Below are 19,111 nucleotides of genomic sequence, written 5' to 3'. Positions count from 1 at the left end.
GTAACTCGAGGCGAGAGGCCTTCGACGTGGCAGCACCGCAGAACTACCTCGCAGTCATCAAAGTCATCGGTGTCGGCGGCGGTGGTGTCAATGCCATCAACCGGATGATCGAGGTCGGTCTCAAGGGTGTCGAGTTCATCGCCATCAACACCGACGCCCAGGCGCTGTTGATGAGCGACGCCGACGTCAAGCTCGACGTCGGCCGCGAACTCACCCGCGGACTCGGCGCCGGAGCCAACCCGGCCGTCGGCCGCAAGGCGGCGGAGGACCACCGCGAGGAGATCGAGGAGGTCCTCAAGGGGGCCGACATGGTCTTCGTGACAGCCGGCGAAGGCGGCGGCACCGGCACCGGCGGCGCACCCGTCGTGGCCAACATCGCCCGCTCGCTCGGCGCGCTCACCATCGGCGTGGTCACGCGTCCGTTCACCTTCGAGGGACGGCGCCGCGCCAACCAGGCCGAGGACGGCATCGCGGAACTCCGCGAAGAGGTCGACACCCTCATCGTCATCCCCAACGACCGGCTGCTGTCCATCTCGGACCGCCAGGTCTCGGTCCTCGACGCCTTCAAGTCGGCGGACCAGGTCCTGCTCTCCGGTGTTCAGGGCATCACCGACCTCATCACCACGCCCGGTCTGATCAACCTCGACTTCGCCGACGTCAAGTCCGTGATGTCCGAGGCGGGTTCGGCTCTCATGGGCATCGGCTCGGCCCGCGGCGACGACCGCGCGGTGGCCGCGGCCGAGATGGCGATCTCCTCGCCGCTCCTGGAGGCGTCCATCGACGGCGCCCGAGGCGTGCTGCTCTCCATCTCCGGCGGCTCCGACCTCGGCCTGTTCGAGATCAACGAGGCCGCCCAGCTGGTGAGTGAGGCGGCGCACCCCGAGGCCAACATCATCTTCGGCGCGGTCATCGACGACGCGCTCGGCGACGAGGTCCGGGTCACCGTCATCGCGGCCGGCTTCGACGGCGGACAGCCCCCGTCCAAGCGGGACACCGTCCTCGGCTCCTCCTCCGCCAAGCGCGACGAGCCCACACCGGCCCGGTCGGGCGACAGCCGCCCGTCCTTCGGCTCGCTGGGCAGCGTCACCCCGAAGGAGGCCCCGGAGCCCGCTCCGGAGCCGGTGAGCAACGAACTGCCGTCGGTCTCCCCGCCGGTTCCGCCGTCGCGGACGTACTCCGACAGCGCGGCCGAAGAGCTGGACGTGCCGGACTTCCTCAAGTGATAGGACAGCGCTCCGTAGTGGGCACTGAGAGCGGCGCGCACTTCGCCTTCACCGACCGGTGGGGCGGGGTGAGCGCCGTTCCGTACGAGGAGCTCAATCTCGGCGGAGCGGTCGGCGACGAGCCCGCCGCCGTACAGACCAATCGGCTGTGGGCCGCCAAGTCCCTGGGGCTCGACGCGAGTCGCGTGGTCTGGATGAACCAGGTGCACGGCAGCGATGTCGCCGAGGTCGACGGGCCGTGGACCGACCCCCGGGTCACCCCGCCGGTCGACGGTCTGGTGACCGCGACCCGGGGTCTGGCCCTCGCCGTACTCACCGCCGACTGTGTCCCGGTCCTGCTGGCCGACCCCGTCGCCGGAGTGGTCGCCGCCGCACACGCGGGGCGGCCCGGCATGGTCGCCGGGATCGTGCCCGAGACGATCGACGCGATGGAGTCGCTGGGCGCGGACCCCGCGCGCATCGTCGCCCGCACAGGCCCCGCCGTCTGCGGCCGCTGCTACGAAGTGCCGGAAGCGATGCGCGCCGAAGTGGCCGCCGTCGAGCCCGCGGCGTACGCCGAGACGAGTTGGGGCACGCCGGCGGTCGACGTGGCCGCGGGGGTGCACGCGCAACTGGAGCGGCTCGGGGTGCGCGACCGGGAGCAGTCACCGGTGTGCACGCTGGAGTCCGATGATCACTTCTCGTACCGCCGGGACCGCACCACGGGTCGGCTCGCGGGCTATGTGTGGCTGGACTGATGGGGCATGACGGACCGTAAGGCTCAACTCGCCGTAAACCTGGCGAAAGTGGAAGAGCGTATCGTGGCGGCGTGTGTGGCCGCCGGGCGCAAGCGCGAAGAAGTGACCCTGATCGTGGTCACCAAGACCTACCCGGCCGACGATGTGCGGATCCTGTCGGAACTCGGTGTGCGCCACGTCGCCGAGAACCGCGACCAGGACGCGGCACCCAAGGCCGCGGCCTGCTCCGATCTGCCCCTCTCCTGGCACTTTGTCGGCCAGTTGCAGACCAACAAGGTGCGTTCCGTGGCCGGTTACGCGGATGTCGTGCAGTCCGTCGACCGGGCCCGGCTGGTCACCGCCCTGTCGAAGGAGGCGGTGCGGCGGGAGCGCGAACTGGGGTGCCTCATCCAGGTCGCGCTCGATGCCGAAGAGACTGGACGGGGGGAGCGCGGTGGTGTAGGGACCGGTGGTATCGAGGAGTTGGCCGGCCTCGTGGCCGAGGCTCCGGGACTGAGGCTCGACGGACTGATGACCGTCGCCCCGCTCACGGGACCGTACGCGGGGCGTGAACTGGCGGCGTTCGGGCGGCTGATGGATTTGTCGACTGACCTGCGCAGCGCCCATCCGGCTGCGAACATGGTCTCGGCAGGGATGAGTGCGGACCTCGAACAGGCCGTGGCAGCCGGAGCGACACATGTGCGCGTCGGTACTGCGGTACTCGGAGTCCGCCCCAGGCTCGGGTAACGTCGCCAAGAAGTCGGACCACAGCAGAAAATATGGTCATTACCACCATAGGTGGGCATAACGACCTCGTGGATCGCGGGCACTTGGCAACAGTCAGCCGATCCACCACAGAGCGGAGGACTCAGAGCATGGCCGGCGCGATGCGCAAGATGGCGGTCTACCTCGGCCTCGTGGAGGACGATGGGTACGACGGCAGGGGCTTCGACCCCGACGACGACTTCGAGCCCGAGCTTGATCCGGAGCCCGAGCGGGACCGCCGACGGCATGAGCCGTCGCATCAATCACACCAGCCGCATCAGTCCCAACGGGACGAATCGGTACGAGTGGTACAGCCGCCCGTGCAGCGGGATCCCGTGTCACATTCCGCTTCGCTCACCGCGGAATCCGGGCGTCCCGCGCGAATCGCCCCCGTGGCGTCCATCACACAAGAACGTCAAAGCATGGAGAAGAACGCACCGGTGATCATGCCCAAGGTCGTGTCGGAACGAGAGCCGTACAGGATCACCACACTGCACCCCCGGACCTACAACGAGGCCCGTACCATCGGGGAACACTTCCGTGAGGGCACTCCGGTGATCATGAATCTGACTGAGATGGATGACACAGACGCGAAGCGACTTGTCGACTTTGCGGCCGGTTTGGTGTTTGGTCTTCACGGGAGCATCGAGCGGGTGACGCAGAAGGTGTTCCTGTTGTCGCCTGCTAACGTCGATGTCACGGCGGAGGACAAGGCTCGCATCGCAGAGGGCGGGTTCTTCAACCAGAGCTGAGACGCAGGACCGGACAAGGCACGGAAACAGGGGAGAGGGAAGCACGGATCATGAGCGTGGTTGCGCAGGTTCTGTACGTCGCGCTGATGTGTTTCCTCATCGTGCTGATCTTCCGGCTGGTCATGGACTACGTCTTCCAGTTCGCCCGCTCATGGCAACCCGGCAAGGCGATGGTGGTCGTTCTGGAGGCCACCTACACTGTCACTGATCCACCGCTCAAGCTTCTGCGGCGGTTCATCCCGCCGCTGCGTCTCGGGGGCGTGGCGCTCGACCTGTCCTTCTTCGTACTGATGATCATCGTCTACATCCTGATCTCCGTTGTGAGCCGGCTGTGAACGATACGGTCTTGCCGAACGCCGACGATGCCGACGACTACGTTGAGGTGAAGAGATGCCGTTGACCCCCGAGGACGTGCGGAACAAGCAGTTCACGACCGTCCGCCTCCGAGAAGGCTATGACGAGGACGAGGTCGATGCCTTCCTCGATGAGGTCGAAGCCGAACTGACCCGCCTGCTCCGCGAGAACGAGGACCTGCGCGCCAAGCTGGCCGCCGCCACACGCGCCGCCGCGCAGAACCAGCAGCAGGGCATGCGCAAGCCGCCCGAACAGCAGGATCCGCAGCAACAGCAAGGGCCCCCGCAGGGCATGCGAGGTCCCGGCGCTCCCGTGCCCGCCGGCATATCGGGTCCGCCGCAGCAGCAGATGGGCGGCCCCATGGGTGGCCCGCCCCAGCTGCCGAGCGGTGCGCCGCAGCTTCCCGCGGGCCCCAGTGCCCAGGGTGGCCAGCAGGGTCCCGGCCCGATGGGTCAGGGTCCGATGGGCCAGGGCCCCATGGGTCAGGGTCCCGGTCAGATGCAGCAGATGCAGGGTCAGATGCAGCAGCAGATGCCCCAGCAGATGGGCGGCCCGATGGGCGGTCCCATGGGTGGACCGATGGGCGGCCACGGCGGCCCGCAGATGGGTCAGCCCGGTCAGGGCCCCGGTGGCGACAGTGCCGCCCGTGTGCTCTCGCTCGCGCAGCAGACCGCCGACCAGGCGATCGCCGAGGCCCGTTCCGAGGCCAACAAGATCGTCGGCGAGGCCCGCAGCCGCGCCGAGGGTCTGGAGCGCGACGCCCGTGCCAAGGCCGACGCTCTTGAGCGGGACGCGCAGGAGAAGCACCGCGTGGCGATGGGCTCCCTGGAGTCCGCCCGCGCCACGCTGGAGCGCAAGGTCGAGGACCTGCGCGGCTTCGAGCGCGAGTACCGCACGCGTCTGAAGTCCTACCTGGAGTCGCAGCTGCGCCAGTTGGAGACCCAGGCCGACGACTCGCTGGCCCCGCCGCGTGCGCCGGCTGCCGCGTCGCTTCCGTCGTCGCCGAGCCCGTCCATGGCTCCGGCCGGGGCGAGCGCGCCGTCCTACGGCGGCCAGCAGATGGGTGGCCCGGCTCCGGTCCCGCCGTCCTACGGCGGTCAGCAGCAGATGTCGCCGGCCATGACCCAGCCGATGGCGCCGGTCCGGCCGCAGGGCCCCTCGCCCATGCAGCAGGCGCCCTCGCCGATGCGTGGCTTCCTGATCGACGAGGACGACAACTGACGGCCTCCCGTACGCCTTAGGCGTCGGCAGCGTTCAGGGCGGAGCCCCGGATAACTATCCGGGGCTCCGCCCTTTTGCGTGGGCGTGTGCGGCCCCTTCGTATCGTGCGTAGGCGTGTGCGCGTTCGGACGACGCGGGCAGCTGTACGCGGGCACGCAACGCCGAAGGCCCGGTCCCGCCAAGATCTTTGGCGGGACCGGGCCTTCGGGGCTGTTGCTACGCCTTGCGGAGGCGGAACGTCAGCGACAGGGACTCGTCCGTGAACGGGGCGCCGTACGTGTCGTCCGTCTCACCCTGGCCGAAGTCCGTGGCGAGGACCTCGTCGGCGATCAGCGCGGAGTGCTCGGTGAGCGCCGCGATCACCTTCGGGTCCGTGGACGTCCAGCGCAGGGCGATCCGGTCGGCCACGTCGAGGCCGCTGTTCTTGCGGGCCTCCTGGATCAGGCGGATCGCGTCACGGGCCAGGCCGGCCTGACGCAGTTCCTCGGTGATCTCCAGGTCCAGGGCGACCGTCGCGCCGGAGTCCGAGGCGACGGACCAGCCCTCGCGCGGGGTCTCCGTGATGATCACCTCGTCCGGGGCGAGCGTGATGGTCTCGCCGTCGACCTCCACCGACGCCGTGCCCTCGCGCAGGGCCAGGGCCAGCGCGGCCGCGTCGGCCTCGGCGACGGCCTTGGCCACCGCCTGTACGCCCTTGCCGAACCGCTTGCCCAGCGCACGGAAGTTCGCCTTGGCCGTCGTGTCGACCAGCGAGCCGCCCACCTCCGAGAGGGAGGCCAGCGCGCTCACGTTCAGCTCCTCCGTGATCTGCGCGTGCAGCTCGCGGTCGAGGGCCGCGAACCCGGTGGCGGCCACCAGCGCGCGGGACAGCGGCTGGCGCGTCTTCACACCCGACTCCGCGCGCGTGGCACGGCCCAGCTCCACAAGACGGCGTACGAGCACCATCTGCCTGGACAGCTCCGGGTCGATGACGGACAGGTCCGCCTCCGGCCAGGACGTCAGGTGTACGGACTCGGGGGCGCCCGGGGTCACGGGCACCACCAGGTCCTGCCAGACCCGCTCGGTGATGAACGGGGTCAGCGGGGCCATCAGGCGCGTCACCGTCTCGACGACCTCGTGCAGGGTGCGCAGCGCCGCCTTGTCGCCCTGCCAGAAGCGGCGACGCGAGCGGCGTACGTACCAATTGGACAGGTCGTCGACGAACGCCGAGAGGAGCTTGCCTGCGCGCTGGGTGTCGTACGCCTCCAGAGCCTGTGTCACCTGGTCGGTGAGCGCGTGGAGTTCGGACAGGAGCCAGCGGTCGAGAACGGGCCTCTCCGCGGGCGCCGGATCGGCCTCGCTGGGCGCCCAGTTGGACGTGCGGGCGTACAGGGCCTGGAAGGCGACCGTGTTCCAGTACGTGAGGAGCGTCTTGCGGACGACCTCCTGGATGGTGCCGTGGCCGACGCGGCGGGCCGCCCAGGGGGAGCCGCCGGCGGCCATGAACCAGCGGACCGCGTCCGCGCCGTGCTGGTCCATCAGCGGGATCGGCTGCAGGATGTTGCCCAGGTGCTTGGACATCTTGCGGCCGTCCTCGGCGAGGATGTGGCCGAGGCACACCACGTTCTCGTACGACGACTTGTCGAAGACGAGCGTGCCGACCGCCATCAGCGTGTAGAACCAGCCGCGGGTCTGGTCGATGGCCTCGCTGATGAACTGCGCCGGGTAGCGGGACTCGAAGAGTTCCTTGTTCTTGTACGGGTAGCCCCACTGCGCGAACGGCATCGAACCCGAGTCGTACCAGGCGTCGATGACCTCCGGCACGCGCGTGGCCGTCTTCTCGCACTGGGGGCACGCGAAGGTGACCTCGTCGATGAAGGGGCGGTGCGGGTCGAGGTCCGACTGGTCCGTGCCCGTCAGCTCCGTGAGCTCGGTGCGGGAGCCGACGACCGTGAGGTGGTCGTCCTCGCAGCGCCAGATCGGCAGCGGGGTGCCCCAGTAGCGGTTGCGGGACAGCGCCCAGTCGATGTTGTTGTTCAGCCAGTCGCCGTACCGGCCGGTCTTGACCGAGTCCGGGTACCAGTTGGTCTTCTCGTTCTCCTGGAGGAGGCGGTCCTTGATGGCCGTGGTGCGGATGTACCAGGACGGCTGCGCGTAGTAGAGGAGCGCGGTGTGGCAGCGCCAGCAGTGCGGGTAGCTGTGCTCGTACGGGATGTGCCTGAAGAGGAGGCCGCGCTGCTGGAGGTCCTCGGTGAGCTTCTCGTCGGCTTTCTTGAAGAAGACGCCGCCGACCAGGGGGACTTCCGGGGAGAAGGTGCCGTCGGGCAGCACCGGGTTCACCACGGGCAGGCCGTACTCACGGCAGACCTTGAGGTCGTCCTCACCGAAGGCGGGGGACTGGTGGACCAGGCCCGTGCCGTCCTCGGTCGTGACGTACTCCGCGTTCACCACGTAGTGGGCGGGCTCGTCCTTCGGGAACTCGACGAGCTCGAACGGACGTTGATAGGTCCAGCGCTCCATCTCGGCGCCGGTGAAGGACTGGCCGGTGGTCTCCCAGCCCTCGCCGAGTGCCTTCTCGACGAGCGGCGCGGCGACGACGAGCTTCTCGTCACCGTTCGTCGCGACCACGTAGGTGACGTCGGGGTGGGCGGCGACCGCGGTGTTGGACACCAGGGTCCACGGGGTCGTCGTCCACACCAGGAGGGCGGCCTCGCCCGCGAGCGGACCGGAGGTGAGCGGGAAACGGACGAACACCGAGGGGTCGACGACCGTCTCGTAGCCCTGCGCCAGCTCGTGGTCGGAGAGGCCCGTGCCGCAGCGCGGGCACCAGGGGGCGACGCGGTGGTCCTGGACCAGCAGGCCCTTGTTGAAGATCTCCTTGAGCGACCACCACACGGACTCGATGTACTCGGGGTCCATCGTGCGGTACGGGTCGTTCAGGTCGGTCCAGTAACCCATGCGGGTCGTGAGCTCTTCGAAGGCGTCGGTGTGGCGGGTCACGGACTCGCGGCACTTGGCGTTGAACTCGGCGATGCCGTACGCCTCGATGTCCTTCTTGCCGTTGAAGCCGAGCTCCTTCTCGACCGCCAGCTCCACGGGGAGGCCGTGGCAGTCCCAGCCGGCCTTGCGGGCCACGTGGTAGCCGCGCATGGTGCGGAAGCGCGGGAAGACGTCCTTGAAGACGCGCGCCTCGATGTGATGGGCACCGGGCATGCCGTTGGCCGTGGGCGGGCCCTCGTAGAACACCCACTCCGGGCGGCCCTCGGACTGCTCCAGGGTCTTGGCGAAGATCTTCTGCTCGCGCCAGAAGTCGAGCACGGCGTGCTCGAGGGCGGACAGGTCGACCTGGGCGGGCACCTGGCGGTACTGCGGCTGTGTACTCGGCTGCGTATTCAACGAGCTTCCTCCGGCGGACTTTCTGCCTTCCGTCCGGAGGGACGAGAGCTGTGTTGTCACCTACGCCGTGTGCGGCGCGCTCCCGCGGTACCACCCTCCTTGGCTCTCCGCCGCTTCCTACGCGCCGGTGAGCCCCCTCATTGGGGTCGCGATGCCGGGTCTACCGGCCGCTGCCTTTCGTGCCTCTCGGCTGCGGCTTTCTTCCGGCGGCTCCGGGGTGATCTTCACGTCGTGCCGGCCCCCGGGCTCGCACCGTCCCCGGGTCGCTCCTGGCTGCGTACGCCGCTACTCGTCCCCATCCACGCTTCTCGCTCCGCCCAGTGTACGGCGCCGGGCGGACAGCGGCCGACCGGTTTTTCCCGGGCCCGCGGGCGAGGGGTGGCGGCGCGCCGGGGAGGCGCCCGGACTGACCCGAATGCCGAGGCGGCCGTGTTCGCATCCTGGGACGGCCGACTCGGCGGATTACCCGGCGGGGAGCTGGGCACAACGCTTGCAGGCTCGCCGCGCGGTACGGGCGGGGCGGGCGAATCGGGCGGCGTGCCCCGTTGCCGCGGGACTCAAGTCGATTTATCGTCCCAGCACGATTCGCGAGCAAGATCACAATATGTGAAGGGGCCGCGGCCATGGTGGCGAAGAAGACCGCCGTACAGCAGTCGGCGTCCGGCAGATCCATGGGGGCGGAGCGTTCCGCGAAGGGCACGGCGAAGCAGGGCGAGGCCCAGGGCGAGGCCAAGAAGACGGTCGGCGGTACGAAGGCGGCCGGCGGCACCGGGACGGGCGGCGGCACTGGGGTGGCCGGTGGCGCTGGGGCGGGCGGTGGCACTAAGACGGCCGGTCGGAAAACGGTCGCTACGAAGGCAGGCGCTACGAAAGCGGGCGCTACGAAGGAAGCCGATACCAAGGCGGGCGCCGCGAAGAAGGCCGCGGCGAAGAAGGACGCCGTGGGGACCGCTGCTCCGGAGAAGGCCGTTTCGGAAACGGCCACCAAGAGAGCGGTCACGAGGAAAGCGGTCACCAAGAAAGCGGTCGCCAAGAAGTCGGCCACTACGAAAGTCGCCACCAAGGAGTCGGCCACCAGGAAAGTGGCTGCTCCGAAGAGGGTCGGCGCGGGGGCGGCCGTCTCGAAGAGGGCAGTCGCGGCGGCGGCCTCCACGGAGGGGGCGATCGCTGAAACGGCCACTACGAAGAGGGCCGGTACCAAGAAGGCCTCCACCAAGAAGGCCTCCACCAAGAAGGCGGCCGGCAAGGCGGTTCCTGCGAAGAAGGCCGCCAGGAAGAGTGCCGCCGGCAAGGGGGCGGGTGAGGCGGGCCTCTCCGCCGCGGAGCCCCCGCAGAAGGCGGGCAGGAAGGGCACACGTACGGCCAAGAAAGCGGTCGCTGCAGCGGCCGAGGGCGCGGCGGAGGCCGCGAAGACGACGGGAGCCACGACGGTGGTTGCGAAGAAGACTCCTGGCACGGCCACGGCCACGGCGGCGGGCAAAGGCGGCGCGGTACCCAAGGCGCGGCTCGCCGCGGCGGAGCCCGGTGAACTCGCGGTACGCCCCGGTGAGGACCCCTGGACCCCCGAGGAGGTCGCGGAGGCACGCACGGGGCTGATGTCGGAGGCACTGCGGCTGCGTGCCGAGATCACGCACTCCGAGGAGTCCCTGGTGGGCCTGATGCGCGACTCCGGGGACGGCGCGGGCGACGACCAGGCCGACACCGGCACCAAGAACATCACGCGCGAGAGCGAGATGGCGCTCGCGGCCAACGCCAGGGAGATGCTGGAGCAGGACGAGCGCGCCCTCGAACGCCTGGACGCGGGCACCTACGGACTCTGCGAGAGCTGTGGCAACCCCATCGGGAAGGCCCGGATGCAGGCCTTCCCGCGCGCCACCCTGTGCGTCGAGTGCAAGCAGAAGCAGGAGCGCCGTTACTGACCGGCCAATGATCCGGTACTGATCGGCCCGGTGCGCCTCCTGAGCACATGGGCGCGGTGGGCCGTGCCGTACTCTCGTCCTCAGTCAGGCACCTAGGTTGAGGGACTCACGTGGCAGAGGCGGAGCGGATCATCGGTACGCCGGATATCCCGGAGGCGGCTGGCGCCGAGCCGGAGCAGACCGACCAGAGCGCGGCGGCGGGCGAGCGGTCCGACGCCCAGGGGGCACAGGACCCGGCCGGAAGCGAGGGCTCCGACTCCGGTTCCGAGGAGGCGGCGGCCCCGGCCGGGCACTCCAGGGGCAAGCGCCGGATCGCCGTGCTGTTCTCGGTGGCCGTCCTCGCGTACGCGCTGGACCTGATCAGCAAGATGATCGTGGTCGCGAAGCTGGAGCACCACGAGCCGATCGAGATCATCGGCGACTGGCTGAGGTTCGAGGCGATCCGCAACGCGGGCGCGGCCTTCGGCATCGGCGAGGCCTTCACCGTCATCTTCACGGTGATCGCCGCGGCCGTGATCGTGGTGATCGCCCGGCTCGCCCGCAAGCTCTACAGCCTTCCCTGGGCGATCGCGCTCGGACTGCTGCTCGGCGGTGCGCTCGGCAACCTCACCGACCGGATCTTCCGTGCGCCGGGCGTCTTCGAGGGCGCGGTCGTCGACTTCATCGCGCCCAAGCACTTCGCGGTCTTCAACCTCGCCGACTCCGCGATCGTCTGCGGCGGCATCCTGATCGTGCTGCTGTCCTTCCGCGGGCTCGACCCGGACGGCACCGTCCACAAGGACTGAGGGCCGAGGTCCGGGGATCGAGGACCGGCCCACGGGGCTGTCGGGGGGGCACGGTTGTTCGGGCTCTGGTCAGGGGTGTCGGACCTGTCCGGCATACTCGACGGGTGAGCACCAGTCCCGAGATCCGTACCCTGCCCGTGCCCGACGGCCTGGAGGGCGAGCGTGTCGACGCCGCCATCTCCCGCATGTTCGGCTTCTCCCGCACGAAGGCCGCCGAGCTTGCCGCGGCGGGGAAGGTCACGGTCGACGGCTCGGTGGTCGGTAAGTCCGAGCGGGTGCACGGCGGCGCCTGGCTGGAGGTCGAGATGCCGCAGGCGCCCGCGCCCGTGCAGATCGTCGCCGAGCCCGTCGAGGGCATGGAGATCGTGCACGACGACGACGACGTGGTCGTGATCGTCAAGCCGGTCGGTGTCGCCGCGCATCCCAGCCCCGGCTGGTCGGGGCCGACCGTCATCGGCGGGCTCGCCGCCGCCGGGTACCGGATCTCGACCTCGGGCGCCTCGGAGCGCCAGGGCATCGTGCACCGCCTGGACGTGGGCACCTCGGGTCTGATGGTGGTCGCCAAGTCGGAGTACGCGTACACGTCGCTGAAGCGCCAGTTCAAGGAGCGCACGGTCGACAAGCGCTACCACGCGCTCGTCCAGGGGCACCCGGACCCGACCAGCGGCACCATCGACGCCCCCATCGGCCGGCATCCGAACCACGACTACAAGTGGGCGGTCACGGCCGAGGGCAAGCCCTCCGTGACGCACTACGACCTGATCGAGGCCTTCCGCGCGGCCTCGCTGCTCGACATCAAGCTGGAGACCGGGCGCACGCACCAGATCCGCGTCCACATGTCGGCCCACCGGCACCCCTGCGTCGGCGACCTGACGTACGGCGCTGACCCGACGCTCGCCAAGCGGCTCGGGCTCACCCGGCAGTGGCTGCAGGCCGTGAAGCTCGGCTTCGAGCACCCCGGGGACGGCCAGTGGGTCGAGTTCGAGAGCGGCTACGCGGAGGATCTGCAGAAGGCGCTGGACCGTGTCCGGGAGGAAAGCTACGCATGAGTTCGTCGTCCTACGTGGTGCGTGTGGCCGAGGACCCCGCCGACCGTGAGGCCTGCTTCGCGGTGCGCAAGGAGGTCTTCGTCGTCGAGCAGGGAGTCCCTGAGGACCTCGAGTACGACGCGTACGACGCCGATGCCGTGCATGTGGTCGCGGTGCGCGAGGACGGGCTGCCGTTCGGCGCGGGGCGGCTGCTGTACGGCGAGGTGGCGGCCGCCAAGACCGGCGGTGAGCCCGGTGTCGGGTCCCTGGGGCGGCTCGCGGTCCTCAAGTCCGCGCGTGGGCTCGGTGTCGGGGTCGCGCTCGTGCGGGGCATCGAGGACGCGGCACGCGCGCGTGGGCTGACGGCGGTGGATCTGCATGCGCAGACGCATGCGCTCGGGTTTTATGAGCGGTTGGGGTATGTGGCTTACGGGGCGGAGTTCCTCGATGCGGGGATCGCGCACCTGGGGATGCGGCGGGGGCTTTAGGGCGGCTGGGGTTCGGTTGTGGATTGGCTGCGGGGTGGTGGGGGCTGGTCGCGCAGTTCCTCGCGCCCCTAAAGATTGCGCAGTTCCCCGCGCCCCTAAAAGCTGAAAAACTGCGCCGTTCCCCGCGCCCCCACAGCTAAAAGACTGCGCCGTTCACCGCGCCCCCACAGCTAAAGGACTGGGCCGTTCACCGCGCCCCTGACAAGCTGCGCCGTTCCCCGCGCCCCTTGGTGGGGCGCGTCTGTTGTTCAGTGGCACGCTTGGGGTCTGGCCTGTCTTGATCGTCTAGACCCTGTCGGAGTGCTGACCGTGGATCAGTTGGCCCTGTTGTTCGTGATGTTGCTCGGGGCTGTGCTGAGTGTCCCGTTGGGGGACCGGCTCGGGCTTCCGTCGCCGGTGCTGATGACGCTGCTCGGAATCGTGCTGGCCGTCCTCGATTTCGTACCGAACGTGGATATTCCGCCCGAGCTGATTCTGCCCGCGTTGCTGCCGCCGCTGCTGTACGCCGCCGTACGACGTACCTCCTGGCGGCAGTTCACGGCCAACAAACGGCCGATCTTCCTGCTCGCCGTGGCGCTGGTGTTCGTCACCACCGCCGTGGTGGCCGTGGTCGCCCACGCGATCGTGCCCGGGCTGCCGATCGCCGCCGCCGTGGCGCTCGGTGCGCTGGTGGCGCCGCCCGACCCGGTCGCGGCGACCGCCGTCGCGGGCAAGCTCGGGCTGCCGCGCCGGCTGGTGTCGATCCTGGAGGGCGAGGGGCTGTTCAACGACGTGACGGCCATCGTGCTGTACCACGTCGCCATCGCCGCGGCCGTCAGCGGCACCTTCTCGCTGCCGAGTGCCGCGCTCGACTTCCTGCTGTCCGCCGTCGTCGCCGTGGCGATGGGTTTCGGGCTCGGGTGGGGCACCAACCGGCTGATGGACTACCTCGGGGACCCGACGCTGCAGATCGGGCTGACCCTGATCGTGCCGTACGCCTCGTACGTGCTGGCCGAGGAGTTGCACGGGTCCGGGGTGCTTGCGGTGCTCACCACGGCGTTGTTCCTGGCGGAGTACGCGAACGACGCCGACGACGTGATGACGCGGCTGGCCGGGCACACGTTCTGGGACATCGTCGACACGCTGGTCACCGGGGTGGCGTTCGGACTCATCGGGCTCGAACTGCACAACGCGATCAGGACGGCGTCCGGGCGGTGGGGGGAGATGCTCGGGTGGGCCGCCGCGATCGTGGGGGTCGTCGTGTTCGTACGGCTGGCGTATCTGCTGCCCGCGACCTGGCTGACGAAGCGGTTGCACGCGAAACGGGACCACGACGAGGACATCCCGACGAGCTGGCGGGAGACCGTCGTCATGTGGTGGGCCGGGATGCGCGGAGTGGCCTCCGTGGCCCTCGCGCTGGCCATTCCGCTGGAGACGGACAGCGGGGCGCCGTTTCCCGACCGGGACGAGATGGTGTTCATCGCGTTCGGCGTGATCATGGCGACGCTCGTGGTGCAGGGGCTGAGTCTGCCGTGGCTGGTCCGGAAGCTGGATGTGCGGGCCGACACGGATCGGGAGCAGGAGTTCGAGAAGGCGCTGGCCCTGCGGGCGGCGAAGGCGGCGAAGCGGCGGCTGCGGGAGATCGAGGAGGTCGAGGAACTGCCGGAGGAGCTTTCCGAGCAGTTGTTGCGGCGGGCCTTCGACATCGGGTTCCGGATCAGTCCCGACATGGGGGAGGACGAGCGGCGGGAGGGGCACGAGCATCGGGTTCGGCGGATCAAGAGGGTTCGGCGGATTCAGGGGGAGATGTTGTCCGCGGCTCGCCATGAGGTGTTGGCGGCGCGGAGTGAGGCCGGGGCCGATCCTGAGGTGGTGGACCGGGTGTTGCGGCATCTGGATGTGCGGAGCCTTCGGTGATCGCGGGGTTCTTTCCCGCCCGCGCCGCCCGTTTCAACCCCGCCTGGAAAGTGCTGGTTTCTTGTGGGGGCTCGTGTTCGTCGGCGGGTGTGCGTTCGTTGTGGCTGAGCGCGCCGTTCCCCGCGCCCCTTTGGGGCGCCTAGCCCCGGCCCGTCCTCGGTGGTTCCACCGCTCGGCCCCGTGTTGTTCGTGGGGGCCTGTCCTCGTTGCCGTTCGGGTGGGTGCCCGGGGGGAGGATCGCGTCGGCCGTGTTGACGCGGGGCAGGGCGTAGGGGTGGTTGGCGGTCAGCCAGCGGATCATCTGTTCGCGGACGGTGACGCGGACCGTCCAGATGTCGTCGGCGTCCTTCGCAGTGGCCAGGGCGCGCACCTCGATGGTGCTGGGGGTGGCGTCGGTGACGGCGAGGCCGTAGTCGCGGCCGTCCCAGGCGGGGCACTCGCGGAGGATGTCGCGGAGCTTGTCGCGCATCTCCTCGACGGGTGCGCTGTGGTCCACGTGGAAGAAGACCGTGCCGGTCATCTGCACACCGCCGCGGGACCAGTTCTCGAACGGCTGGGACGTGAAGTACGAGACCGGCATGGTGATCCGGCGCTCGTCCCAGGTGCGGACGGTCAGGAAGGTCAGGGTGATCTCGTCGACCGTGCCCCACTCGCCGTCCACCACAACTGTGTCGCCGATCCGCACCATGTCGCCGAAGGCGATCTGCAGCCCGGCGAACATGTTGCTGAGTGTGGACTGCGCGGCCACACCGGCGACGATGCCGAGGATGCCGGCCGAGGCGAGCAGCGAGGCGCCGGCCGCGCGCATCGCGGGGAACGTCAGCAGCATCGCGGCGACCGCGACCACACCGACGATCGCCGACACCACACGCTGGATCAGCGTCACCTGCGTACGGACTCGGCGGACGCGGGCCGGATCGCGGTGGGCGTTGGCGTAGCGGGAGTACGAGGAGTCGACGATCGCCGTCGCGATACGGATCACCAGCCAGGCCGTGGAGCCGATGAGGACCAGCGTCAGGATCTGGCCGATCCCGGCGGAGTGATCGACGGCGATCTCGGCCTGGTCGTACGACCCTCTCAGCAGCGCCGTGCACATCACGACCTGCAGTGGCAGGCGGCAGCGGCGCAGCAGGCCCCACAGAGGGACCTCCTGGTGGCGTTGGACGGCACGCTTCAGCAGCAGGTCGGCGATCCAGCCGACCAGCAGCGTCAGTACGAGCGAGCCGCCGACGACGATCAGCGGGCGCAGCACGTTCTCCATGCCCTCGACCGTAACCGGACAGGGGCCGTCATGAACATGTGGTCTCGGCCCCATCGTCCGTAGCCGTCACCCGGTCCCGCCCGGCCCCGGCATTGTCGGTGGCGGCTGGCACCATGGGCTCATGAACATCATGCTCTTCCATTCGACCTACGGGCTTCGGCCCGCGGTGCGTGACGCGGCGGACCGGCTGCGCGCGGCGGGACACGAGGTGTGGACGCCCGATCTCTTCGACGGGCGTACCTTCGAGACCGTCGAGGAGGGCAGGGCCTTCAAGGACGAGCTCGGCAAGGAGGAGCTGCTGAAGCGCGCGATCCTGGCCGCGGCTCCGTACTCGGACCGGGGGATCGTGTACGCCGGGTTCTCGCTCGGCGCGGCGACCGCCCAGACCCTCGCGCTCGGCGACAGCAAGGCCCGCGGGCTGCTGCTCCTGCACGGCACGTCCGACCTCGCGCCGAACGCCTCGGTGGACGATCTGCCGGTCCAGCTGCACGTCGCGGAGCCGGACGCCTTCGAGCCCGACGACTGGCTGAGCGCCTGGTATCTGCAGATGGGGAAGGCGGGCGCCGACGTGGAGATCTACAGATACGCGGGCGCCGGGCATCTCTACACCGACCCCGGTCTGCCGGACTACGACAAGGAGGCCGCCGAGGCCACCTGGCAGGTGGCGCTCGGCTTCCTCGACAGCCTGTAGCGCGGCCGCGGTCCGGCGGGCGCTATGACGGGCTCCGTCGGTGCCGGATCAGACCGGGTCGTACACCCGCTCCACCTTCTGCGTGCCGCTGCGCGTGCGGTAGGAACGGGCCCAGGACGCGGTCGCGTTCGCGGACGTGCGGCTGGACAGCACGTAGTAGTCCATCTGCGCCCGCTCGGTGGTGAGGTCCAGGACGCCGTAGCCGTGGCGGTCGGTGTCGACCCAGTGGACGTGCCGGTTGGCGGCCCGGATCAGCGGTGAGGCGAGGGCGGAGACCGTGCCCTCCGGGACCTTGACGAGGTCGTCGAGGTTGTCGGAGGTCACCGACGTGACGACGAACTCGGTGGCGGCGGACGCCGACAGCGGATACGTACCGGCGTTGTACGGCACGTCGTTGGCCCAGGCCATGTGGATGTCGCCGGTGAGGAAGACCGTGTTGCGGATCGCGTTGTCCCGCAGATGCGTGAGCAGTTCGCGGCGGTCGTCGGTGTAGCCGTCCCACTGGTCGGTGTTGAGAGCGAGGCCCTCCTTGGGCAGTCCGAGCAGCTCGGCGAGCGGTTTCAGGAGTTCGGCGGAGAGCGAGCCGAGGGCGAACGGCGCGATCATGACGGAGTTGCCGACCAGCCGCCAGCTGGTGTCGGAGGACTTCAGACCCGCCTTCAGCCAGTCGAGCTGGGCCCGGCCGGTGAGCGTACGGTCCGGGTCGTCCACCGAGCCGTTGCCGACCTTCACCTGCTGCGAGCGGTAGGAGCGCAGGTCGAGCAGTGAGAGATCGGCCAGCTTGCCGAAGCGCAGCCGCCGGTAGGTGGTCCCCTCGATCGCGGGCCGCACCGGCATCCACTCGAAGTAGGCCTGCTTGGCGGCCGACTGGCGGGCGGACCAGGCACCCTCCGCAGCCTCGGTGTGGTTCTCGGCACCGCCCGACCAGGCGTCGTTGGCGATCTCGTGGTCGTCCCAGATCGCGATGGCGGGGGCGGCCGCGTGCAGGGCCTGAAGGTCGGGGTCGGTCTTGTAACGGCCGTGCCGGGTGCGGTAGTCGGCGAGGCTGACTATCTCGTGCGCGGGGGCGTGCGGGCGTACGACGGTGTCGCGCGTCCCGTACTCGCCGGTGCCGTACTCGTAGATGTAGTCGCCCAGATGCAGCCAGGCGTCCAGGTCGCCGCGCGCGGCCAGGTGCCGGTAGGCGGAGAAGTAGCCGGCTTCCCAGTTGGCGCAGGACACCACGCCGAAGCGCATCCCGGCCACGGCCGCGTCATGGCCCGGGGCGGTGCGGGTGCGGGCGGCCGGTGAGTCCGTGCCGCCGCTGGAGAAGCGGAACCAGTAGGCCGTGGCGGGCTTCAGACCGCGGATGTCGGCCTTGACGGTGTGGTCGGAGGCGGCGGTCGCGGTGGTGGAGCCCTTCGCGACGACGTTCGTGAACGCCTTGTCCGTGGCCACCGTCCAGCCGACCTGGACGTCCGGGCCGAGACCGGAGCCGGGTGTCGCCTCGGGTGTGGGTGTCACGCGGGTCCACAGCAGGACGCCGTCCGGCAGGGGGTCACCGGAGGCGACGCCGTGCAGGAAGGCGGGGGCCTCGGCGGCGCGGGCCGGCAGTGCGGCGGCGAGCGGGGCTCCGAGCACGGCGGTGGCCGCGGCCGCCTTGACCACCGTACGGCGGCTCGGGGCGGGGGAGTCGGGGCTGGAGAGGGATCTGAGTCGACTGGTCACGGCCGATCAGATTACTGACGGGTAGCGCTTTCGGTAAGGCAGAAAACGTGAAGGGCGGGCGAACCCGGAAGAGTTCGCCCGCCCTTTCGCCGTGCGTAACTTGCGTCGCGCGCGTTGCTCGCGCTACTTGGTGACGCCCGCGTCCTTGAGGGACTTCTCCCAGTCGGCGACGGTGCTCGGGTTCTTGATCACCTTGTCGTTGATCTTGATGGTCGGCGTCGAGTCGACATCCTTGGCGGTGTCGAAGGTCTTGCTCATCCTCATCGCCCAGGCGTCGTACGTGCCCTTCTCGACGGCGTCCTGGAACTTCTTGTTGTCCTTCAGCGCGTCCACCGTGTCCGCCACCTTGATCAGGTAGCTGTCCTTGGAGAACTCGTCCGTCGTCTCCTCGGGGTGGTACTTCGTCGAGTACAGCGCGGTCTTGTACTCCAGGAACGCGTCGGTGCTCACGTTCAGCGCGGCGCCGAGCGCGCTCAGGGCGTTCTTCGAGCCGTCGCCGCCGAGGTTGCCGTCGAGGAAGGTGCCGAGGGTGAAGGACAGCTTGTAGTCGCCGTCCGTCATGCCCTTGTTGACGGTCTCGCCGACCGTCTGCTCGAAGGAGGCGCAGGCCGGGCAGCGCGCGTCCTCGTAGAGGTGGACCGTGTTCTTGGTCTTGGAGTCGCCGGCCACGATGGTCGTGCCGTTCGTGCCACTGGTGTTGGCGGGGGCGACGACCTTCGCGTCGGCGGCCGCGTCCCACTTCGAGGGCTCGTTGTTCTGTACGACGGCGTAGCCGATGCCGCCGGCTATCGCGAGCACCGCGACGATCGAACCGGCGACGATGGCCTGCCGCCTGACCTTCTCGCGCTTGGCCTGACGCTCGCGCTCGACGCGCAGCCGCTCACGGGCCGCCGACTTCGCCGCCTGGCTGTTCCTCTTGCTCATGATGGT

Annotated in this window: 16 protein-coding genes; 12 read left to right on the top strand and 4 right to left on the bottom strand. The window is 69.5% G+C overall.

Annotation, left to right across the window (positions count from 1 at the left end):
- Nucleotides 1-26: 26 nt before the first annotated feature.
- The 6 genes from ftsZ (at nt 27) to ACFWXQ_RS27400 (ending at nt 5,031) form a co-directional block, all read left to right on the top strand.
- Nucleotides 27-1,223, top strand: a complete 1,197-nt coding sequence (gene ftsZ / locus ACFWXQ_RS27425; protein ID WP_383937081.1) for a cell division protein FtsZ — start codon at nt 27-29, stop codon at nt 1,221-1,223.
- A complete protein-coding gene (gene pgeF / locus ACFWXQ_RS27420; protein ID WP_383937083.1) occupies nt 1,220-1,960 on the top strand; it encodes a peptidoglycan editing factor PgeF in 741 nt (246 codons plus the stop codon). Before ftsZ ends, pgeF begins: the two co-directional genes overlap by 4 nt.
- A 6-nt stretch (nt 1,961-1,966) precedes the next feature.
- Nucleotides 1,967-2,686: a YggS family pyridoxal phosphate-dependent enzyme gene (locus ACFWXQ_RS27415; RefSeq protein ID WP_383937085.1), complete on the top strand. Its 720-nt coding sequence runs from the start codon at nt 1,967-1,969 to the stop codon at nt 2,684-2,686.
- A gap of 128 nt (nt 2,687-2,814) precedes the next feature.
- Nucleotides 2,815-3,456, top strand: a complete 642-nt coding sequence (locus ACFWXQ_RS27410) for a cell division protein SepF (protein ID WP_200398834.1) — start codon at nt 2,815-2,817, stop codon at nt 3,454-3,456.
- Nucleotides 3,457-3,506: 50 nt separating this feature from the next.
- Nucleotides 3,507-3,791, top strand: coding sequence for a YggT family protein (locus tag ACFWXQ_RS27405; RefSeq protein ID WP_055612103.1), 285 nt, complete (start codon nt 3,507-3,509; stop codon nt 3,789-3,791).
- 55 nt (nt 3,792-3,846) lie between these two features.
- Entirely contained in the window at nt 3,847-5,031 is a 1,185-nt protein-coding gene (locus ACFWXQ_RS27400; RefSeq protein WP_383937087.1) for a DivIVA domain-containing protein, read from the top strand.
- Nucleotides 5,032-5,247: 216 nt separating this feature from the next.
- Here ACFWXQ_RS27400 and ileS read toward each other — a convergent pair whose 3' ends face one another.
- Nucleotides 5,248-8,406 carry an isoleucine--tRNA ligase gene (ileS, locus tag ACFWXQ_RS27395; protein ID WP_383937089.1) on the bottom strand — a complete coding sequence of 1,053 codons (3,159 nt, stop codon included), beginning with the start codon at nt 8,404-8,406 and terminating at the stop codon, nt 5,248-5,250.
- Nucleotides 8,407-9,029: 623 nt separating this feature from the next.
- Between ileS and ACFWXQ_RS27390 the strand changes: the two genes are divergently transcribed.
- The 5 genes from ACFWXQ_RS27390 (at nt 9,030) to ACFWXQ_RS27370 (ending at nt 14,522) form a co-directional block, all read left to right on the top strand.
- Nucleotides 9,030-10,325: a TraR/DksA C4-type zinc finger protein gene (locus ACFWXQ_RS27390; RefSeq protein WP_383937091.1), complete on the top strand. Its 1,296-nt coding sequence runs from the start codon at nt 9,030-9,032 to the stop codon at nt 10,323-10,325.
- Between the two features lie 110 nt (nt 10,326-10,435).
- Nucleotides 10,436-11,110: a signal peptidase II gene (gene lspA, locus ACFWXQ_RS27385; RefSeq protein WP_383937093.1), complete on the top strand. Its 675-nt coding sequence runs from the start codon at nt 10,436-10,438 to the stop codon at nt 11,108-11,110.
- 104 nt (nt 11,111-11,214) lie between these two features.
- Nucleotides 11,215-12,159: an RluA family pseudouridine synthase gene (locus tag ACFWXQ_RS27380; RefSeq protein ID WP_328693617.1), complete on the top strand. Its 945-nt coding sequence runs from the start codon at nt 11,215-11,217 to the stop codon at nt 12,157-12,159.
- Nucleotides 12,156-12,626, top strand: coding sequence for a GNAT family N-acetyltransferase (locus ACFWXQ_RS27375; protein ID WP_383937095.1), 471 nt, complete (start codon nt 12,156-12,158; stop codon nt 12,624-12,626). The genes ACFWXQ_RS27380 and ACFWXQ_RS27375 overlap by 4 nt, the downstream gene beginning before the upstream one ends.
- A 309-nt stretch (nt 12,627-12,935) precedes the next feature.
- Nucleotides 12,936-14,522 (top strand): Na+/H+ antiporter, encoded by a 1,587-nt coding sequence (locus tag ACFWXQ_RS27370; protein WP_383937164.1) that lies wholly within the window; start codon nt 12,936-12,938, stop codon nt 14,520-14,522.
- 139 nt (nt 14,523-14,661) lie between these two features.
- Here the strand turns inward: ACFWXQ_RS27370 and ACFWXQ_RS27365 are convergent, their stop codons facing one another.
- Nucleotides 14,662-15,783, bottom strand: a complete 1,122-nt coding sequence (locus ACFWXQ_RS27365) for a mechanosensitive ion channel family protein (RefSeq protein ID WP_383937097.1) — start codon at nt 15,781-15,783, stop codon at nt 14,662-14,664.
- 121 nt (nt 15,784-15,904) lie between these two features.
- Here ACFWXQ_RS27365 and ACFWXQ_RS27360 point away from each other — a divergent pair, with 121 nt between their 5' ends.
- Nucleotides 15,905-16,474 carry a dienelactone hydrolase family protein gene (locus ACFWXQ_RS27360; protein ID WP_383937099.1) on the top strand — a complete coding sequence of 190 codons (570 nt, stop codon included), beginning with the start codon at nt 15,905-15,907 and terminating at the stop codon, nt 16,472-16,474.
- 48 nt (nt 16,475-16,522) lie between these two features.
- Here ACFWXQ_RS27360 and ACFWXQ_RS27355 read toward each other — a convergent pair whose 3' ends face one another.
- Nucleotides 16,523-18,181, bottom strand: a complete 1,659-nt coding sequence (locus ACFWXQ_RS27355) for an alkaline phosphatase D family protein (RefSeq protein WP_383937101.1) — start codon at nt 18,179-18,181, stop codon at nt 16,523-16,525.
- A 123-nt stretch (nt 18,182-18,304) separates the two neighbouring features.
- Nucleotides 18,305-19,105 (bottom strand): DsbA family protein, encoded by an 801-nt coding sequence (locus ACFWXQ_RS27350; RefSeq protein ID WP_383937104.1) that lies wholly within the window; start codon nt 19,103-19,105, stop codon nt 18,305-18,307.
- Nucleotides 19,106-19,111: the final 6 nt, after the last annotated feature.

Origin of the sequence: Streptomyces sp. NPDC058697, from assembly GCF_042715345.1 — a bacterium.
Classification (GTDB): domain Bacteria; phylum Actinomycetota; class Actinomycetes; order Streptomycetales; family Streptomycetaceae; genus Streptomyces; species Streptomyces liliifuscus.
Note: the sequence above shows the minus strand (reverse complement) of the source record. Positions and strands in the feature narration are given on the sequence as shown.

Excerpts from the sequence above, each read along its gene's own strand:
- ACFWXQ_RS27400 (WP_383937087.1), top strand. The coding sequence starts at position 3,847 with ATGCCGTTGACCCCCGAGGACGTGCGGAACAAGCAGTTCACGACCGTC.
- ACFWXQ_RS27375 (WP_383937095.1), top strand. The coding sequence starts at position 12,156 with ATGAGTTCGTCGTCCTACGTGGTGCGTGTGGCCGAGGACCCCGCCGAC.
- ACFWXQ_RS27360 (WP_383937099.1), top strand. The coding sequence starts at position 15,905 with ATGAACATCATGCTCTTCCATTCGACCTACGGGCTTCGGCCCGCGGTG.
- ACFWXQ_RS27405 (WP_055612103.1), top strand. The coding sequence starts at position 3,507 with ATGAGCGTGGTTGCGCAGGTTCTGTACGTCGCGCTGATGTGTTTCCTC.
- ACFWXQ_RS27350 (WP_383937104.1), bottom strand. The coding sequence starts at position 19,105 with ATGAGCAAGAGGAACAGCCAGGCGGCGAAGTCGGCGGCCCGTGAGCGG.
- ACFWXQ_RS27365 (WP_383937097.1), bottom strand. The coding sequence starts at position 15,783 with ATGGAGAACGTGCTGCGCCCGCTGATCGTCGTCGGCGGCTCGCTCGTA.
- ACFWXQ_RS27390 (WP_383937091.1), top strand. The coding sequence starts at position 9,030 with ATGGTGGCGAAGAAGACCGCCGTACAGCAGTCGGCGTCCGGCAGATCC.
- ACFWXQ_RS27415 (WP_383937085.1), top strand. The coding sequence starts at position 1,967 with ATGACGGACCGTAAGGCTCAACTCGCCGTAAACCTGGCGAAAGTGGAA.
- ACFWXQ_RS27410 (WP_200398834.1), top strand. The coding sequence starts at position 2,815 with ATGGCCGGCGCGATGCGCAAGATGGCGGTCTACCTCGGCCTCGTGGAG.